This is a genomic window from Citrobacter sp. Ce129 (assembly GCF_030334545.1).
Taxonomy (GTDB): domain Bacteria; phylum Pseudomonadota; class Gammaproteobacteria; order Enterobacterales; family Enterobacteriaceae; genus Citrobacter; species Citrobacter europaeus.
On the sequence record NZ_JAOWDS010000075.1, the window covers coordinates 26,458 to 43,657 of the forward strand.

At 51.7% G+C, this 17,200-nt stretch carries 14 protein-coding genes; 6 read left to right on the forward strand and 8 right to left on the reverse strand.

Annotation, left to right across the window (positions count from 1 at the left end; translation table 11 throughout):
* Positions 1–28: 28 nt before the first annotated feature.
* From OGV77_RS24000 to prpB, 3 genes are all read right to left on the reverse strand, one after another.
* Positions 29–1,480 (reverse strand): bifunctional 2-methylcitrate dehydratase/aconitate hydratase, encoded by a 1,452-nt coding sequence (locus OGV77_RS24000; RefSeq protein ID WP_087051668.1) that lies wholly within the window; start codon positions 1,478–1,480, stop codon positions 29–31.
* A 39-nt stretch (positions 1,481–1,519) separates the two neighbouring features.
* Positions 1,520–2,689, reverse strand: coding sequence for a bifunctional 2-methylcitrate synthase/citrate synthase (gene prpC, locus OGV77_RS24005; RefSeq protein WP_043015330.1), 1,170 nt, complete (start codon positions 2,687–2,689; stop codon positions 1,520–1,522).
* A gap of 124 nt (positions 2,690–2,813) precedes the next feature.
* Positions 2,814–3,695 carry a methylisocitrate lyase gene (gene prpB, locus OGV77_RS24010; protein ID WP_087051669.1) on the reverse strand — a complete coding sequence of 294 codons (882 nt, stop codon included), beginning with the start codon at positions 3,693–3,695 and terminating at the stop codon, positions 2,814–2,816.
* A gap of 252 nt (positions 3,696–3,947) precedes the next feature.
* Between prpB and prpR the strand changes: the two genes are divergently transcribed.
* On the forward strand, positions 3,948–5,558 hold the full coding sequence (gene prpR, locus OGV77_RS24015; protein ID WP_087051670.1) for a propionate catabolism operon regulatory protein PrpR: 1,611 nt from the start codon (positions 3,948–3,950) through the stop codon (positions 5,556–5,558).
* A 32-nt stretch (positions 5,559–5,590) separates the two neighbouring features.
* Here the strand turns inward: prpR and yahO are convergent, their stop codons facing one another.
* Complete coding sequence (gene yahO / locus OGV77_RS24020) at positions 5,591–5,866, reverse strand: DUF1471 family periplasmic protein YahO (RefSeq protein WP_003830901.1); 276 nt, start codon at positions 5,864–5,866, stop codon at positions 5,591–5,593.
* 247 nt (positions 5,867–6,113) lie between these two features.
* Between yahO and OGV77_RS24025 the strand changes: the two genes are divergently transcribed.
* The 4 genes from OGV77_RS24025 (at position 6,114) to OGV77_RS24040 (ending at position 10,223) form a co-directional block, all read left to right on the forward strand.
* A complete protein-coding gene (locus tag OGV77_RS24025; RefSeq protein ID WP_043015327.1) occupies positions 6,114–6,746 on the forward strand; it encodes a LysE family transporter in 633 nt (210 codons plus the stop codon).
* 79 nt (positions 6,747–6,825) lie between these two features.
* The gene (locus OGV77_RS24030) at positions 6,826–8,214 is read left to right on the forward strand and encodes a diguanylate cyclase (RefSeq protein WP_047413160.1); all 1,389 of its coding nucleotides are present in this window, start codon (positions 6,826–6,828) and stop codon (positions 8,212–8,214) included.
* Positions 8,215–8,433: 219 nt separating this feature from the next.
* A complete protein-coding gene (locus OGV77_RS24035) occupies positions 8,434–9,531 on the forward strand; it encodes a 4Fe-4S binding protein (protein WP_087051709.1) in 1,098 nt (365 codons plus the stop codon).
* 182 nt (positions 9,532–9,713) lie between these two features.
* The gene (locus OGV77_RS24040; protein WP_223306664.1) at positions 9,714–10,223 is read left to right on the forward strand and encodes a hypothetical protein; all 510 of its coding nucleotides are present in this window, start codon (positions 9,714–9,716) and stop codon (positions 10,221–10,223) included.
* Between the two features lie 99 nt (positions 10,224–10,322).
* Here OGV77_RS24040 and foxA read toward each other — a convergent pair whose 3' ends face one another.
* The 3 genes from foxA to OGV77_RS24055 form a co-directional block, all read right to left on the reverse strand.
* The gene (gene foxA / locus OGV77_RS24045; RefSeq protein ID WP_087051671.1) at positions 10,323–12,431 is read right to left on the reverse strand and encodes a ferrioxamine B receptor FoxA; all 2,109 of its coding nucleotides are present in this window, start codon (positions 12,429–12,431) and stop codon (positions 10,323–10,325) included.
* A gap of 121 nt (positions 12,432–12,552) precedes the next feature.
* Positions 12,553–13,536, reverse strand: a complete 984-nt coding sequence (locus OGV77_RS24050; protein WP_075145097.1) for a helix-turn-helix transcriptional regulator — start codon at positions 13,534–13,536, stop codon at positions 12,553–12,555.
* A gap of 121 nt (positions 13,537–13,657) precedes the next feature.
* Complete coding sequence (locus OGV77_RS24055) at positions 13,658–14,563, reverse strand: LysR substrate-binding domain-containing protein (protein ID WP_047413165.1); 906 nt, start codon at positions 14,561–14,563, stop codon at positions 13,658–13,660.
* Between the two features lie 109 nt (positions 14,564–14,672).
* Between OGV77_RS24055 and OGV77_RS24060 the strand changes: the two genes are divergently transcribed.
* Positions 14,673–15,302 (forward strand): LysE family translocator, encoded by a 630-nt coding sequence (locus OGV77_RS24060; RefSeq protein ID WP_047413170.1) that lies wholly within the window; start codon positions 14,673–14,675, stop codon positions 15,300–15,302.
* Between the two features lie 90 nt (positions 15,303–15,392).
* On the opposite strand, the gene OGV77_RS24065 is transcribed toward OGV77_RS24060, so the two are convergent.
* Positions 15,393–16,952: a methyl-accepting chemotaxis protein gene (locus OGV77_RS24065; protein WP_087051673.1), complete on the reverse strand. Its 1,560-nt coding sequence runs from the start codon at positions 16,950–16,952 to the stop codon at positions 15,393–15,395.
* Positions 16,953–17,200 lie beyond the last annotated feature (248 nt).

The window sequence follows — 17,200 nt, forward strand, 5'->3', positions numbered from 1 at the left end:
GTTGAACTTACGCCTGATGAGTCGGGTTTCAGATAACAAATAAATCCATATACTCATTGACCGGCATCTGCTCCAGGCGAGTTCTGTCCAGGGAGACATCCAGGATGCGCTGCTGCTGACGGGTCGGAAACTGACGCGCCAGGTTGATTTTGAACTTCTCGACCAGCTTCGGCATGCCGTCGTTACGACGGCGCGCGTGGCCGATTGGGTATTCCACTACCACTTCTTCAAAACGTGAACCGTCGGTGAATTCCAGGGTGATGGCGTTGGCGATGGCGCGTTTTTCCGGGTCGTGATAATCGGCAGTAAACGCCGGATCTTCAAAGCAGGTGATCTTCTCGCGCAGGGCATCAATGCGTTTGTCCTGCGCCACGCCGTCTTCATAATCTGCCGCCGTTAAACGTCCGAACAGCAGCGGAACGGCAACCATATACTGGATACAATGGTCACGATCTGCGGGGTTATCGAGCGGACCTTTTTTATCGATGATGCGGATACAGGCTTCGTGCGTACGAATGGTCACTTTTTCGATATCCGCCGCCGTTTTACCTGCGGCCTGCAGTTGCTCGTATAGCGTCATTGCCGCTTCTACCGCAGTCTGCGAGTGGAACTCGGCCGGGAAGGAGATTTTAAACAGCACGTTTTCCATTACGTAAGAACCGTACGGGCGCTGGAAGCGGAACGACTCACCTTTAAAAGAGACGTCATAAAAGCCCCAGGTTTTCGCCGTCAGTGCGGACGGGTATCCCATCTCACCGGTTTTCGCCATCAGCGCCAGACGTACTGCACGCGAGGTGGCATCGCCTGCCGCCCAGGATTTACGCGTGCCGGTATTTGGCGCATGACGATAGGTACGCAGCGCCTGGCCGTCGACCCATGCCAGCGACACGGCGTTAAGAATTTCATCCCGGCTCAGGCCAAGCATCTCGGCAACCACCGCCGTCGAGGCCACTTTGACCAACAGGACGTGATCGAGACCTACGCGGTTAAAAGAGTTTTCCAGCGCGATACAGCCCTGAATTTCATGGGCTTTAATCATTCCGGTTAACACTTTTTTCATGGTTAACGGCGCTTTCCCCACCGCCACCGCATTGCGCGACAGCCAGTCAGCCGTAGCCAGAATACCGCCGAGGTTATCGGAAGGATGGCCCCATTCCGCGGCCAGCCAGGTGTCGTTAAAGTCCAGCCAACGGATCATCGCACCGATATTAAACGCCGCCTGCACCGGGTCAAGCTGGAACTGGGTGCCCGGAACTCGCACGCCGTTCGGCACCACAGTCCCGGGGACGACCGGCCCCAGCAGTTTTTTACAGGCCGGATATTCCAGCGCTTCCAGGCCGCAGCCTAAGGTATCCAGCAGGCAATAATGCGCGGTGTCATACGCCACCTTCGAGGTGATTTCGTAGTTCATGACGTAATCAACGATATCAACGATTTCACGGTCAAATTCCGGGCGGACGTTCGAAATATGTGCAGACATAGGGTACATTTCCTGTTTTTTATCTTTCGAGGTTTGGTATTAGCAACGTTCTTCAATCGCGACAAATTCGCGATCTTCCGGGCCGGTATAGTTGGCGGAAGGACGGATAATTTTGTTGTCCTGGCGCTGTTCGATGATGTGCGCCGCCCAGCCGGTGACGCGGGCGATGACAAACAGCGGAGTGAACATTTCAGTGGGGACGCCCATCATGTTGTAGGAAACCGCCGAGAACCAGTCGAGGTTCGGGAACATCTTTTTCGTTTCCCACATCACCTCTTCCAGGCGGTCGGCGATGTTGTACATTTTCAGTGAACCGCCTTCCTGTGAAAGCTGTTTCGCCACGCGTTTAATCACCTGATGACGCGGGTCGGCGATGGTGTAAACCGGGTGGCCAAAGCCAATCACCACCTCTTTGTTTTCAACGCGTTTACGGATATCCGCTTCAGCTTCGTCCGGCGTTTCGTAGCGCTGCTGGATCTCCAGCGACACTTCATTCGCTCCGCCATGTTTCGGCCCGCGCAGTGCGCCAATCGCCCCGATAATGGCGGAATACATATCGGAGCCTGTCCCTGCAATCACGCGACCGGTAAAGGTGGAAGCGTTAAATTCATGCTCGGCATACAGCACCAGCGAAATATGCATCGCCTTTTCCCAACTTTGCGACGGCTTTTCGCCATGCAGCAGGTGCAGAAAGTGGCCGCCGATGGAATCATCGTCGGTTTCCGGCTGAATGCGCTCGCCGTTATGGCTGTAGTGATACCAGTACAGAAGGATTGAACTGAGCGACGCCAGCAGCTTGTCGGCAATATCGCGTGCGCCGGAAACGGTATGCCCCTCTTTTTCCGGCAGCGTACAGCCCAGCGCGGAGACGCCGGTGCGCATCACGTCCATCGGATGCGAGGCGGCAGGTAGCGCTTCCAGCACGGTACGCACGTTAGCGGGCAATCCACGCAGCGCTTTTAATTTAATCTTGTAGGCGTTGAGTTCATCGCGGGTAGGCAATTTTCCGTGGATCAGCAGGTGCGCAACTTCTTCAAATTCGCACTGCTGCGCCAGGTCGAGAATATCGTAGCCGCGATAGTGCAGGTCGTTACCGCTTTTTCCTACGGTGCACAGCGCGGTATTTCCGGCGGTGACGCCTGAGAGCGCAACCGATTTTTTAGGTTTAATGACATGGGTACTGTTTTGCAGGATCGTTGTGTCGCTCATGTTGTCCTCGTCATTTTTATAATATGTAGGGTGCTGAGGGTGTGCGAGTAGCTACGCAGGCCGGATAAACGCAGTGCCATCCGGCATTGCCTGATGGCGGCTTCGCCTTATCAGGCCTACGTGGCTACTTTTTTGTGTACAGCGCGTCGAGTTTATCTTCGAACTGGTAGTAATTGATGCTTTCGTACAGTTCGTTGCGCGTCTGCATAATGTCGATAACGCTCTTTTGCGTTCCTTCCTGACGCAGCACGTTATAAACCTTTTCCGCCGCGCGGTTCATGGCGCGGAAGGCTGACAACGGATACAGCGCCATCGCGACGTTCGCGCTGCGCAGTTCATCGGTGGTGAACAGCGGCGTAGCGCCAAATTCGGTAATATTGGCGAGGATCGGCACCTGTACCGCATCGGCAAACTGGCGGTACATCGCAAGTTCGGTAATGGCTTCCGGGAACAGCATGTCCGCACCCGCTTCAACGTATGCCTGGGCACGATCGATAGCCGCCTCTAACCCTTCCACCGCCAACGCATCGGTTCGCGCCATGATGACAAAGTTGGGATCGGTACGCGCATCCACGGCGGCGCGGATCCTGTCGACCATCTCTTCTTTCGAGACGATCGCTTTGTTCGGGCGATGACCGCAACGCTTGGCGCCGATCTGATCTTCAATATGCAGCGCGGCGGCACCGGCTTTGGCAATCGACTTCACGGTTCGCGCCACGTTGAACGCTGACGATCCAAAACCGATATCTGCATCCACCAGCAGCGGCAGCGGGCAAACGTCAGTAATGCGACGAATATCGGTCAACACGTCATCAAGGGTAGAAATACCGAGATCCGGCAAACCCAAAGAGCCCGCCGCGACGCCGCCGCCAGAGAGGTAAATGGCCTGATATCCGGCGCGTTGGGCCAGCAGAGCGTGATTGGCGTTGATGGTGCCTACGATTTGTAATGGATTTTCTTTGCTGAGCGCGGCGCGAAACGCCAGCCCTGGGGAGTGTAGAGACATATCCCGTCCTCTTGTTATCAACTTGTTAGCATTCGTTGATTTACTTAAAGCAAGGGGTATGCCAAAGACCTTAATTTTAAATTAATTTATGAATTTTAATTTAAAAACAATATGTTAAGGTCAATCATTGTCTCTGTGTTGCACAAAAGCGTGTCAGCTATCGTTTCATGAAACGTTCCTTCACGTTTCATTGCAACATTTATGAAACACAACTAAACCCTAATACTCGGTTCCTTACTTTTTGGGTTGGTTATGGCTGATACGCATCTTCCGCCACGGGTGAACGATGACAAACCGGTTATCTGGACGGTTTCGGTCACGCGTCTGTTCGAACTGTTTCGCGACATCAGCCTCGAGTTCGACCATCTGGCGACCATCACCCCTATTCAGCTTGGTTTCGAAAAGGCGGTGACGTATATCCGCAAGAAGTTGGCCACCGAGCGCTGTGATGCCATCATTGCCGCGGGCTCCAACGGAGCATATCTGAAAAGCCGTTTATCGATTCCGGTGATCCTGATTAAACCCAGCGGGTTTGACGTGCTACAGGCGCTGGCAAAAGCGGGAAAGCTCACCTCGTCGATTGGCGTCATTACCTATCAGGAAACCATCCCTGCGCTTCTCGCCTTTCAAAAGACCTTCAATTTGCAGCTTGAACAGCGCAGCTATATCACCGAAGAAGATGCCCGTGGGCAAATCAACGAGCTGAAGGCCAGCGGCACGCAGGCAGTGGTCGGCGCGGGGTTGATCACCGACCTGGCGGAAGAAGCAGGCATGACCGGTATTTTTATCTATTCAGCAGCTACCGTGCGCCAGGCTTTTGTCGATGCGCTGGATATGACCCGGCTGACGCTGCGCAGACACGGTCAGTACGCCTCTGGCGATACGCTACGCACCCGCTATGCGCTGGGGGATATGCGCGGTCACTCTGCGCAAATGGAACAGGTACGGCACACCATTATGCTCTACGCCCGTTCGCGTGCGCCGGTGCTGATTCAGGGCGAAACCGGCACGGGCAAAGAGCTGGCGGCGCAGGCCATTCACCGTGAGTTTTTCACCCGTCAGGACAATCGCCGCGGGAAGCCCTCGCCGCCGTTTGTTGCTGTCAACTGCGGGGCAATCACTGAATCATTGCTGGAAGCTGAACTGTTTGGCTATGAAGATGGCGCTTTTACCGGCTCCCGTCGGGGAGGACGTGCGGGCCTGTTTGAAATCGCCCACGGCGGAACGCTGTTTCTTGATGAAATAGGCGAGATGCCGCTGCCGTTACAAACCCGACTACTGCGCGTGCTGGAAGAAAAAGAAGTTACCCGGGTCGGTGGACATCAGCCGATTCCGGTCGATGTACGTGTGATTAGCGCCACTCACTGTAATCTGGAGCAGGAGATGAAGCAGGGAGAGTTTCGTACCGATCTGTTTTATCGCCTGAGCATTTTACGCCTTAAGCTGCCGCCGCTACGCGAGCGGTTGCCCGACATCCTGCCGCTGGCGGAAGGCTTTTTAAAACAGTCGCTGGCGGAGCTGGATGTGCCGTTTTCTGAACCCGTGCGTAAGGGGCTGGGACTGAGTCAACCGACGTTGCTCAATTATGGCTGGCCGGGAAATATCCGCGAACTGCGTAATATGATGGAGCGTCTGGCGCTGTTTTTAAGCGTCGAGCCGCAGCCTGAGCTGAATGTACAATTCCTGCAGCAGTTGTTACCGGAACTGGTCGTTGCTGCTGACTCCCCACAGCTATCCACATCGTTGACGCCGCAGCAGGTGCTGGCACAATTCAATGGTGATAAAACCGCGGCTGCACGCTATCTCGGAATTAGCAGAACCACGTTCTGGCGCAGATTAAAAGAAAACCCGCCAGTACAATGACCGACGGGTGGCGTATTTTTTACAGCAGCGTGTTATTTTTTCTTGTAAATATTCGCTGTGCCATGGATTTTGTTATCCGTTTGGCCGGAGGTTAATACCACCACATCAGCGCCTTTCTCTTCAGCTTTCTTCAGCAGCTCTTCTTTAGCATCTGCAACAGAAACTTCATTACTCGTTGAAATATCACCGATTTTTGTGTACTGCGACTCAACCTTTTCAAACTCAAGTTTTGTCATAAATTCCGCAGCATAGGCGTTGGAAAAAACTAAAGCTAACGCACCAATAAGTACTTTATATCCAGTTTTCATATAAAAGCTCCAGGTTTTGTTATATATGCCATCATCGCCCCCTGAACATTCGACACGCGAGTCAAGGATGATTAATAAGTAGTTCAGGCTGATAAAAAGATCCAGAGCAGGCGGAAATATAAAGATATTTTGCTAATCGTTAAATACGCAAAACGCGCAGTGTGAGTGAATACGCAGAATGACGTGGATACTAAAATTATAGTGTTAGCTGACCCTGCTTCCGCCCTCACTAATGGATACGTTGTCTATGGAACCTCTGCACGCCGTCATACTCACCGTCAGCCTGTTTGTTTTAACTTTTTTTAATCCCGGCGCGAATCTGTTTGTGGTGGTGCAAACCAGCCTGGCGTCAGGACGACGCGCAGGCGTCATGACCGGTCTGGGCGTGGCCTTAGGCGATGCGTTTTACTCCGGCCTCGGGCTCTTTGGTATGGCGACGCTTATCACCCAGTGTGAAGAGATCTTTTCGTTGATTAAGATTGTCGGCGGCGCCTATCTGCTGTGGTTCGCCTGGAACAGCATCCGGCATCAGGCTACGCCGCAAATGGCAACGTTACAACAGCCGCTTTCCGCCCCGTGGTATGTGTTTTTCCGCCGTGGATTATTAACGGATTTATCTAATCCGCAAACCGTGCTGTTTTTTATTAGTATCTTCTCGGTCACCTTAAGCGCTGACACACCAACGTGGGCCAGGTTGATGGCCTGGGCAGGCATAATATTGTCTTCCGTTATCTGGCGTATTTTTCTCAGTCAGGCGTTTTCATTGCCCGCCGTGCGCCGTGCTTATGGCCGAATCCAGCGGGTTGCCAGCCGGGTGATTGGCGCCATTATCGGTGTCTTCGCGCTCAGGCTTATTTATGAAGGTATTAGCCATCGATAAGAGAGTTTAACTTGACCATCGTGAGGTAATTGTCCGTAATACCGCCTGAATTTTTAATCGCACGTTGAGTGGCAGTGAGATGGAACAGGTTGAACCGGTAAACGACACATTACTCCTTACAGAATGGCAGGCGCTGATACGACAAACATCGCCTGAAGTTCACACGCTCCTGACATCGTTAAGCGATGAAGAGATCCGCCATTTAGTGACCGTTTTTTATGACTATATGCTCTCCCACGCCCAGAGCGCATTATTCCTCAATACAGAACAGGTCAGTACCCGCCTCAGCGGCAGCATGTTTGACTGGCTGCGCAGCGTCCTTGGCAGCGCGCATGAAGATCTCTCGCAACTGCTGGCCAAACAACGCAAAATTGGCGTGGTGCATGCCCGCATCGGTCTGCCCATCGATCTGGTGAACCGCGGCGCGCGTAAGCTCAAAGATGAGCTGTATCGGGTGTTGAAAACCAAAGCGGACTATTCGTCCTCTCTGCTGAGCGATGCTATCTGTTTCAGCAGTCTGGCAATGGATACCGCACTGGAGGCCATGACAGTCTCCTATTCCCCAAGCCATCAAAACTCGCTGCATACTCAGGAGCAGTATCGTCTGCAGACTATTTACGATGACGTTAACGTCGAGCGTGAGCGGCAAATCCGTTCGTTTACTGACTGGGAAAACCAGTTTATCTATAACATTGCCACCGCAATGCCTTTCGGTGAAATGGTATTTCTGGCGAACTCTGATTTTGGTATGTGGTTCTCGCATAAGGGAAAACATATTCTTGGCAACAGCAATTTGCTCAACGAAATGGAATCACTGATTGCAGAGATCGACACCCGTCTGACGACCACCCTGTCACCTCAGCATCAACCGACAGAGCCCGAACGGATGAGCTTATTACAGGATGTTCGCCAGCTCTCAGCAAAAATCCATTTCCTGCTCGCCTCAATGTTTGAGGCGCTGGTTAAGCAGGAAAATGGTAAAGATTCGCTGACCCAGTTGCTTAACCGCCGCTTTATTCCGACCATCATGCGACGCGAAATCTCGCTGGCGTTACATGCGCGTAAGCCTTTTAGCCTGGCAATGCTGGATATCGACTACTTTAAGCAAATTAACGATAACTTCGGACATAATACCGGTGATCTGACGCTCAAAAGCGTCGCGGCGGTTATTTATGATCATATCCGTAGCAGCGATTACGTGTTCCGCTACGGTGGTGAAGAATTTATGATTCTGCTCGTCGAGTCAGATGAATCGCAGGCCAGTATTATTCTGGAAACGCTGCGTATGAAAATTGCCGGGATGCGCATGGCCGCCTCTGCGACAGAAACGTTTTCTATTACCGTCAGTATCGGTATTGCCGAATATGACTATCATCCCGACTACAAACAACTGGTTGATAAAGCCGATCGCGCACTTTATCAGGCAAAAAGTAATGGTCGTGACCGCGTTGAGGTTTATCAGGAATAACCATTGCTCTGCAGAGAAATAAATACCCCGTTCAGGGTATTTATCTGACCTGTGACAAATATCAGGCTGTTATTATTATTCAGGTATTTTCGCATGATAAAAATAACAGCCGCGTAATAAGATGCAAATCAAATACACCAAATCTGAATAGCGCTAGCATATCCCGGTGATGACGCCTTCTGAATGCAGAAGGGGAAATATGAGGGACAGTATAAAATCATGAACGGGAAGAAGAGAACGCGCTGGCAGCGCCGCCCAGGCACGACCGGAGGCAAACTGCCCTGGAATGACTGGCGCAATGCCAGCAGTTGGCGAAAAGCCACCCAATTTCTCCTGCTGGCTATCAATATTTATATTGGCGTGACGTTCTGGTATTGGGTCCGCTATTTCGAAACCGCCGGTACCAGCGTCTATGTACCAAGGCCCGGCGGTATTGAGGGATGGCTACCGATAGCGGGCTTAATGAATATCCGCTATACCCTGGAGACCGGTTTTCTTCCGCCCATCCATGCCGCCTCCATGCTGCTGTTAGTTGCGTTTATCCTGATCAGCCTGTTGTTAAAAAAAGCCTTCTGTTCGTGGTTATGTCCGGTGGGCACGCTTTCCGAACTGCTCGGCAATCTGGGCAAAAAATTATTCGGTCGCAACTTCACGTTGCCGCGCTGGCTGGATATCCCGCTGCTCAGCCTGAAGTATTTGCTGCTGAGCTTCTTCTTGTATATCGCCCTGTCGATGCCCGCCCAGGGGATCCAATATTTTCTGACCTCAGCCTATGGCATCATTATCGATGTCAAGATGCTCGATTTCTTTCGCCATATTGGCTCCGCCACGCTTATCTCCGTGGTGGTTATCAGCATTCTGAGTCTGTTTATTCGCAACGCCTGGTGTCGTTATCTGTGCCCTTACGGCGCGTTGCTTGGGCTTTTCTCGCTGCTCTCACCGTTTAAAATCCGCCGCAATGCCGACAGTTGCATCGACTGCGGGAAATGCGCGAAAAACTGCCCGTCGAATATCCCGGTAGACAGGCTGATTCAGGTGCGAACCGTGGAATGCACTGGCTGCATGACCTGCGTTGAATCCTGCCCGGTAGCCTCAACGCTGAGCTTTTCCCTGCAGACACCGCCAGGTGCGCAAGGCAACGGTGGTAAACCATTATGGCGCCAGACGGCGCTGTCGGGTGTTGCCATGACAATACTGGTGCTGGGAATTCTGTTTGCCACTATTGGTTACGCTGTATATGCCAATGTCTGGGATACACCGGTACCCGATCACATGTATTTCCAGCTGATCCCGAAAGCAAACATGATCGGCCATTAATTCTTTATCAGTCTGTTCAAAAACCCTGCCAATTCTGGCAGGGTTTCCCGCCTGTTACATCATTTTAAGACTATTGAACTTGTGTCATCGTGTCCTCGTTTATACAACCTTAACTATCACCCTTAATCATTTCTCTATCTGTTATGGGCGACTGGGACCACAATAATGAACGGGATAACATCATGACTAAAATAAAACTGGCACTGCTATTACCTTTATTTCTGGCGGGCTGTACGATGAGCGACGGAGAATTAAGAAACGCCTACGCTCAGCATTATCAGCAACCCGCCGCCTATGTCGATATTTATAAGCAGAAAATAGCCAGCATGGATATTAATGCGCTGGCCCAATATGCCGCCGCAGAAGATAAGAAAAAAATGCGTGGGCAGCCAAGGCTGAAAATCGACGAATTCATTACCATTGAGAACGTGCAGGCGAAAGGAAATCGGGTGGTCTACGATTACTCCCTGTCCGAAAGCTGGCTGGCGCTGTCTGCAGATAAACAGCGCGAAAAGCAGACCAATATGAATAAAGACCTGGTCTACCGTACCTGCTCGCTGGAAACGGTACGCCTGGCGCAGGCCAAAGGGCTGGAAGAAGAGCATAACTACTACAGTCAGTACCCGGACAAGGTCGCCTTTACGCTGAGAACCAGCGCGCAAATTTGTATGCAAAACGGTTTTACAAAATAGCCGCAATCCACTATGCCTGATGCGCTGCGCTTATCAGGCATACAATTTGCGCGCTGCCGGAGGCCGGATAAGGCGCCAGCGCCGCATCCGGCTAAAGCATCAGAACTTCCACGAAACGCTACCAACAATGCTGCGCTCGGCGCCGAAGTAGCAGTACGAGAGCGAGTTACAGGCCGCAACGTAGCGCTTGTCGGTCAGGTTGTTGACGTTCAACTGTGCGCTCAATCCTTTAATGCCGATATTCGTTAAGTCGTAGCCAATTGCCATATCCACCAGCGTGTAGGACGGCAGAGTGTGAGTATTCAGGCGATCGCTGGCAATACCATTCACATAACGTACGCCTGAGCCCAACGTCAGGCCGTCCAGCGGGCCGCTTTTCACATCGTAGCTCAGCCAGGTACTGGCCTGGTTACGCGGGGCATACACTGCGCGCTTACCCTGCTCTTCCGGGCTGCTTTTCTTATAGCGAATGTCGGTATAGGTATACGCCGCCTGCAAACGGAAGCTATCCGTCAGTTGGCTAATTGCCTCCAGTTCCACCCCTTCAGATTCAATTTCCCCAATCGAGCGGTACGGATCGGTCGGCTCTTCTTTGGTGGCGATATTCGTCTGATTGATACGGAATACCGATGCGCTGAACTGGCTGTTGAGCCCTTCCGGCTCATATTTCAGCCCGGCTTCCCACTGCTTGCCTTTCATCGGATCCAGCAGATTACCGTTCTCATCGGCAAAGCTGGTTGGCGTAAAGGCAGTGGAATAACTCACGTACGGCGCAAAGCCGTTATCGAATAAATAGAGCAGAGCGGCGCGGGTACTGAAGTTGTTTTTATCCAGATCGCTGCGGGTATCGTTGATCTTATCAATGTTAGAGACGCTGACCTGATCGTAGCGACCGCCAAGCGTAATACGCCAGCGATCCCATGACATCTGATCCTGTAAATAGTACCCCGTCTGACGCAGCTTGTGCTTTTCGCGCGCATACATGTCGATGTAATCAGGCTTCGCGCCGTACACCGGATTAAAGGCGTTAATCGGCGGGAACGCGCCGTAGTAGCCAGTGGTATTATTGCTGCGATCCTGATAGTCGATCCCCACCAGCAGACGGTGGTTAACCTGCCAGGTATCAAAGCTGCCGTCGAGCTGGTTATCCAACGTAATCGCCGACATTTTTTCATCGGAGCCGGAGTAGCCGCGATTAAGTTCGGTTTCATTCAGCCAGCCCGCCGCATAGACCTGGTTCAGCTCCACGTCGGTATGCAGGTAGCGCAGCTTTTGCCGCACCGACCAGCCGTTATCAAACAGGTGCTCAATGTTGTAGCCCACCATGTTTTCACGGCGATCGTATTTATCGTAATCATCCTCGCCTTCGTAAAAGGTGTTGGAGATCTTTTGTCCGTAATGCGGAACCACGGTGCCGTCATACGGCAGACCAGAATGGCTACCGCCTTCCGGGTCACGGTGCAGATAGGCCATCAGATCCAGACGCGTCTGGTCGGTGATGCGCCAGGTCAGGCTGGGCATCAGCGCATAACGTTCTTCCTTCAATGGACCAAACTGCGAGTCCGCGTAACGCGTCATTCCGCTCAGTCGCGCCGCCACGCGATCGTTATCATCCAGCGCCCCGGTGACGTCAAACGCCGCGCCGCGTTGGTTATTGTTGCCGGCAAACAGCTTTACTTCTCCACCCGCATCAAACGATGGCTTACGTGAGGTCAGCGCCACAATACCGCCCGGAGAGGAGCGGCCATACAGTACGGAAGCCGGGCCGCGCACCACTTCGATATCTTCGAGGAACCACGGATCGACCACCAGCGAGCTGTGAGAGTTGGTGTCGCCCATCATCTTCAGACCATCGAGATAGACGTTGTCCAGGCTGCCGTCAGAAAAGCCGCGCAGCACGATGTAGTCAAAGCGATTGGAAGCGCCAATCTGATTGCTGTACACCCCCGGCGTATAGCTGACGGCCTGGCGCACGCTGGTTGCGCCCTGCTCTTCAAATTGTTCACGGGTAACGATCGATACCGACTGCGGCGTTTCAATATCCGGCGTGGCAAGCTTCGTGGCCCCGCTCTGCATCTGTGAGGTGACAACCACCGTATCGTTTTTTGTTGTTTCCTGCGCCAGCAGAGGAAAAGCCACGCTGCCGGTAACCCATCCCACCAGCAGCGCCAAGCGAGTCTTCGCGAACATGAATATCTCCAAAGGCATGTCTAATTGTAAGTGAGAATTATTACCTTTTTGCTGACGGAGATAGCTATGCCGGATGCCAGGTTGCCTATGCGCAGTGCCAAATTGTCAGGAAATCACGTGCGTAAAACGCAAATATGGATTAGCAAGGTTTGAGCAAATCGCCCGGCGAAAAGCCGTAACGGCGACGAAAAGCGGTAGAAAAGTTGGTGGCGTGCTGATAACCCGACATCCAGGCCGCCTGTTGTACGCTATATCCTTCCAGTAGATATCCGCGCGCACGTTCCAGACGGCAATCGCGCAGGTAGTCGAATACCGAACAGCCATAGGCTGCGCGAAACTTACTGCGCAGGCTGCTGGGACTCATCGCCGCGCGTTGGGCCAGTTCATTAAGGGTGTAGTCATTTTCGGGACTCTGCTCCAGCAGACGGCGAACGACCTCCAGCCGTTGTTGCTCACCGCTGGCCGCAAGGCGTTTGCCGCTCTCAACCTGACACACGCTAAGGCCATGGCCGAACAGTTGTAATATCAGCCCTTCCAGCATCAACTGGCGAGAAACATGGCTAATCGTGCTCTGCTGCGCGTACTGCAGTCCGCTGAGTAAAAACCCCGGTACCTGCCATATAAGCGTCGGTGTCTGGCATCTTTCCCACTCACGCATCAATGATTCAAGCAACCCCGTGCGCCACGCGCCGTCGGGATACAGACCAAGCGATAAGGTTCGCAGTTTGCAGTCGGCATGATGGCGGGCACGCATCGTCTGGTGCTCGCTCAGGCGTGAGCTAAACGCCATCCCGGAACGCACCATATGCTCCTGCCCGTTGAGCGTCAGGATCACGCAACCTTCCATGACTACCAGCATATAGAGAGGGCTGCTGTGGCGGGAGGTGGTTTCGTAAGGTTGCAATACCTGTACGTCGGAGTGCGTCACGCACATTCCGCAGGGGAGCGTCATCTCCTCCACCTCACCTTGCAGAACGGGGCTGCAGGACGGTAAATCCGGCTTTTGCGCCAACAGGGGAAAACGGTAATCAATCCCGTAGCGTTCACCAAAATCCATAAACTCGCTGACGGAGAAGGTGCGAGCAGCGCGTCTGGAGGCATTCAGGGCGGTGGTGTTCTTCATGCTGTCTTCTGCACAGGAAATGGGATTAACGATTTATCACTGAAGCAACATTACCATTCCCTGAACAACACGACAATAATAATGAGAACTATTATCAATATGGTAAAACTAAATAATTCGCTTACTCCAGCCAGTTCAGATCTGCCGTAGGGGTACACGGCGCAGCCTCTTTTAACCAGCGATACAGTAACTCAATATTTCTGAGCCGTGTGGAAGCCTTTGGCCAAACAAGGTAATACCCCTCGCCGGTCGCCACCACATCTTTAAACGGTAACGCCAGCATTCCGGACTGAATAGCGGCGTGGCTTAACAACAGATCGGCAACAGAAACACCATGACCGCTCATCGCCGCAAGACTCCCCTGTTCCAGCGTGTCGAACACTTTGCCACGTGCCAGATTCAACGCAGGAAACTTCCCGGTGCGTTGTAGCCATCGACGCCAGTCGCGGCGATCGGCGGAGGGGTGAATCAATTCGCAGGCACAAAGATCACGCTGCGCTTGCGCCAGTAACGCAGGTGAGCACACTGGAATAAGCCACTCAAGAAACAGTAACCGGCTATCGGTATCGTCACCAAAATGGCCATTCCCTAATAGGATCGCACAGTCATACGGTTCTCGGCTGAAGGCCACCGAATCGGTATCCATCCAGATGCTGGCAATTTCGATCACTGGGGTTGGATGCGCCTCACGGAAATAGCGCAGCACGTCCAATAGCCAGCGCATCGTCAACGTGGACGGCGCTTTCAATCGCAACTGATGACTGCTGCTGCGAAAAGCATGACATGCCTGTTCCAGACTCTGAAACCCGACAGTCAGTTGCTGCGCCAGCCCCTGGCCGGAAGGCGTTATCTCAACGCGTGGGCCGCTGCGAACAAATAGCTCACAGTCAAACCATGCTTCCAGCGTGCGAATATGTCGGCTTACCGCGCCCGGCGTTACGTTAAGTTGAATAGCGGCTTTACTGAACGACCCCAACCTGGCTGCGGCTTCAAAAGCCCTCAGGGCGTACAACGGAGGTAGTGTCATCGTGAATTTCTATATTGAGTTTTACTCACAGTTAAGCGCAGTTTTATTCGTTTTTCAATGCGTCACTCAGGAGGAATACTGATGGAAAATATCATCAGGATAATCAGGTATGAATTTCACTTTACTGGCTGCCTACAGCCTCAGCATTGTAACCCTGCTGCTAACACCCGGCCCCGTCGTGGCGCTGGTTACCGCCACCGCAGCCCAGTATGGTTACCGCCGGGCATTTATCACGCTTGTTGGTACTAACGGCGCTTCTTTAGTACTGATTGCTCTGGCTGCGTTGATGCTGGCAGGCGTGGTGTCGATCTCTACAATATGGCTTGGCGTACTGGGTCTTGCGGGATCGTTGTATATCGGCGTGATGGCGATTAACGGCATGCGGGGCAAAATTCCAAACTTCGCGCCGGGTGCACGAGAACGCGATAACAGCGGGCTAATCCACGGTTTTCTGACCGGGGTCGCCAACCCGAAGGATATTCTGTTTTTCGTTGCGTTTTTTCCGCAGTTCATTGCCATTACACAAGACTTCGCCACCAGCATTCTGACGCTAACGCTGGTGTGGGTTATTTTTGATGTTGCAGTGCTGTCGTTTTACATCGTGATTTTTAAACGCTGGATGCCCGCACGTTTTACCCGGCACAGCCTTTTTATCTCCTCACTGTTTTTGCTGGCGGTAGCGATATTTGGCGTAATCTATAATGTGAACGCGTTACAAATACTTTCACTCGCAAATTAAGCCTGGCAAGTTGTTCAGCTAATCATCTCATCAGGCGGAATAACCCACTGATGAGATGAGCAGCGCCGGGTTAACGCCCTGAACACTATGCTACGATTTTTCTTCCACCTGAAATACAGCCACCGCCTCGGACAGCATGGCCGACTGCTCTTCCACACTGCCTGTCGTGGCGGCAATCTCCTCAACCAACGATGCGTTCTGTTGAGTCACTTGCTCCATCTGCGTTACCGCGACCCGGATCTGTTCAATACCACGGCTTTGTTCTCCTGATGCGCCGGAGATATCTTCCATTAATACGTTGATGTTGCGTATCGCTTTGGCGAGATCCGCCATCATGACCCCACTATTTTCAGCTATCTCAACGCCTTCTTTGACGCTGATTGCCGCTTTGGCTACCAGTTCACTGATCTCTTTCGCCGAGGCGGCGCTACGCTGGGCAAGGGTTCTGACTTCACTGGCTACAACGGCAAACCCACGCCCGGATTCACCTGCGCGTGCTGCTTCAACCGCGGCGTTTAACGCCAGGATATTGGTCTGGAACGCAATACTATCAATAACATGTGATATTTCGTTTACGCTTTGCGCATTGATGCTGATCAGGTGAATTTTCTCGACCATCTCACTCATCAAACGCTCGCCGCGCAGGGCCATTTCTGTGCTTTCACTGGTCATGGCAGATGCCTGGTGGGACTTATCGGAGTTATTTCTTGTCGTTACCGAAATCTGTTCCATGCTGGCAGCTGTTTCCACTACTGCCGCCGCCTGCTGCTCCGTTCTGGTCGATAAGTCTGAATTACCGGAAGCAATTTCCTGCATACCCGTATTAATCGATTCGACGCCATCGCGAATGGTGCTGACCGTCTCACGCAGACCGTTCTGCATATTTTGTAAATTCAAACACAACAAACCTATCTCATTATTACCCGATACCTTAACCGGATGACTCAGATCGCCTTTACCAATCCGTGAAAAATGCTCAGACACGATATTTAATGGCCGAATGATTGTCCGGTTCATCCAGATATTGCAGATAAAAAAGATAAGTACTGTTACCATCAGGATCACAGATACCTTCAGTACTGAATTATTAAACTGAACATGGGTCTGTTCTACGATCTTTTCACCGACCAACAGTGTTGATTTGTAATAATTCTCCACCTGGCTATCAAAGTTTTTGCGAATAGCAAGCAGTTCAGGCTCGATAGTTACCTGTGTATCCACAATACTGCCGGTAGAAATCATCTCATTTAATTTATCAACATGTTTTTGTGCCGCATTCATTTGTTGTTCAAATGCTGCCCTGATAGCTTTACCGATCTGCGGATCATCAGCGGTTAAACCTGGTATGTCCCAGAAATTATTGAACTGTTTTCTGGCTTTACCAATCTCCTCTTGCGCCTGGCTCAATGTTTGTTGGGTATCAGACACATTATGCAGCTGAATATTATCAAGTCCCCCTCTTATTTTATAAACAGCCTCAGCAACCTGATGCAATGCATCCTGTTCCTTAATGACATTATGCAGTAAAAGTGTACTTTTTTGGTTCTCTTTGAGATCGATGAGCTCAAATCCATTAGAAAAAAACTGCATAAAAGTGAATAACAACAGCAATAATAACAGACTGGTTTTAATCCTCATATCCTTTAACATTTGAACATCTCCATAACAATAAAGTTCATCCACGACCTAATTGTTATCGACCCGCAAAGAAATACCTTAACCTGTAAAATGGTTAATTATCAGAACGTATTTTTGCTGGCTTTCTCGTCATAAATTAGTTGCACGAACCCACACTCTGCGGCCGGCCGCATATATCTCAAGCAGGGATAAATAAAACCAGAACAAACCCACATTAATATTATTTATGGATAATAAAATGATACGCAAATTGAACGCCA

Excerpts from the sequence above, each read along its gene's own strand:
- OGV77_RS24060 (WP_047413170.1), top strand. The coding sequence starts at position 14,673 with ATGAATTTCACTTTACTGGCTGCCTACAGCCTCAGCATTGTAACCCTG.
- OGV77_RS24035 (WP_087051709.1), top strand. The coding sequence starts at position 8,434 with ATGAACGGGAAGAAGAGAACGCGCTGGCAGCGCCGCCCAGGCACGACC.
- OGV77_RS24065 (WP_087051673.1), bottom strand. The coding sequence starts at position 16,952 with ATGTTAAAGGATATGAGGATTAAAACCAGTCTGTTATTATTGCTGTTG.
- prpR (WP_087051670.1), top strand. The coding sequence starts at position 3,948 with ATGGCTGATACGCATCTTCCGCCACGGGTGAACGATGACAAACCGGTT.
- yahO (WP_003830901.1), bottom strand. The coding sequence starts at position 5,866 with ATGAAAACTGGATATAAAGTACTTATTGGTGCGTTAGCTTTAGTTTTT.
- OGV77_RS24050 (WP_075145097.1), bottom strand. The coding sequence starts at position 13,536 with ATGAAGAACACCACCGCCCTGAATGCCTCCAGACGCGCTGCTCGCACC.
- OGV77_RS24055 (WP_047413165.1), bottom strand. The coding sequence starts at position 14,563 with ATGACACTACCTCCGTTGTACGCCCTGAGGGCTTTTGAAGCCGCAGCC.
- prpB (WP_087051669.1), bottom strand. The coding sequence starts at position 3,695 with ATGTCTCTACACTCCCCAGGGCTGGCGTTTCGCGCCGCGCTCAGCAAA.
- prpC (WP_043015330.1), bottom strand. The coding sequence starts at position 2,689 with ATGAGCGACACAACGATCCTGCAAAACAGTACCCATGTCATTAAACCT.
- OGV77_RS24040 (WP_223306664.1), top strand. The coding sequence starts at position 9,714 with ATGACTAAAATAAAACTGGCACTGCTATTACCTTTATTTCTGGCGGGC.
- OGV77_RS24030 (WP_047413160.1), top strand. The coding sequence starts at position 6,826 with ATGGAACAGGTTGAACCGGTAAACGACACATTACTCCTTACAGAATGG.
- OGV77_RS24025 (WP_043015327.1), top strand. The coding sequence starts at position 6,114 with ATGGAACCTCTGCACGCCGTCATACTCACCGTCAGCCTGTTTGTTTTA.
- foxA (WP_087051671.1), bottom strand. The coding sequence starts at position 12,431 with ATGCCTTTGGAGATATTCATGTTCGCGAAGACTCGCTTGGCGCTGCTG.
- OGV77_RS24000 (WP_087051668.1), bottom strand. The coding sequence starts at position 1,480 with ATGTCTGCACATATTTCGAACGTCCGCCCGGAATTTGACCGTGAAATC.